Source organism: Corallococcus sp. AB049A, from assembly GCF_003668885.1.
In the GTDB taxonomy this organism is placed as follows: Bacteria; Myxococcota; Myxococcia; order Myxococcales; family Myxococcaceae; genus Corallococcus; species Corallococcus interemptor.
In genome coordinates this window covers 1-490 of sequence record NZ_RAWL01000961.1, presented here as the reverse complement: position 1 = coordinate 490, position 490 = coordinate 1, and the positions used below count along the sequence as shown (strand labels likewise).

Annotated in this window: 1 pseudogene; it reads left to right on the top strand. The window is 72.0% G+C overall.

The annotated features are described in order from the left end of the window. Positions 1-490 (top strand): annotated as a pseudogene (locus D7X55_RS40445) (hypothetical protein); the annotation flags it as partial.

Sequence of the window (490 nt, the reverse complement as noted above, 5' to 3'; positions counted from 1 at the left end):
GGTGCGGAAGGAGGACTGGGACACGCTGTCCGATTGGGGGCAGGTGGTGCGCATGCTCACGGTGGGCGGTGACGCACCCAACTCCCTGTGGATGGGCGCCCTGGAGTCGTACACGTTGCTGTCCGGGCACCTGGTGCGGCGCTACAACAACCGGGGCAACCCCGACTACCACCCGGCCGGGGCGGTGGTGACGGGCAGGCTGGGCCCGCTGTACACGGAGGCCTTCGCCTCGGACGTGTTGGGCGCGCGTCTGATGGGCGCGGAGGTCGCGCTGGACGTGCAGCACGTCCTCCTCGGCCAGCCTCCTCACCCCTCGCGCTACACGCTGTCGCTGTCCGCCGCGCATGATTGGGGAAGGGCTGGAGGCACGTCGAAGCCGGTGACGCTGACGCACCTGGACGGCACGGCCGTCGTGGTGAGCCGCAGGAACCCGGACGGCGGCTTCGAGCTGCACCTGCTGGGCGGCTGGGGCGGACGCCCGGGCGGGGGC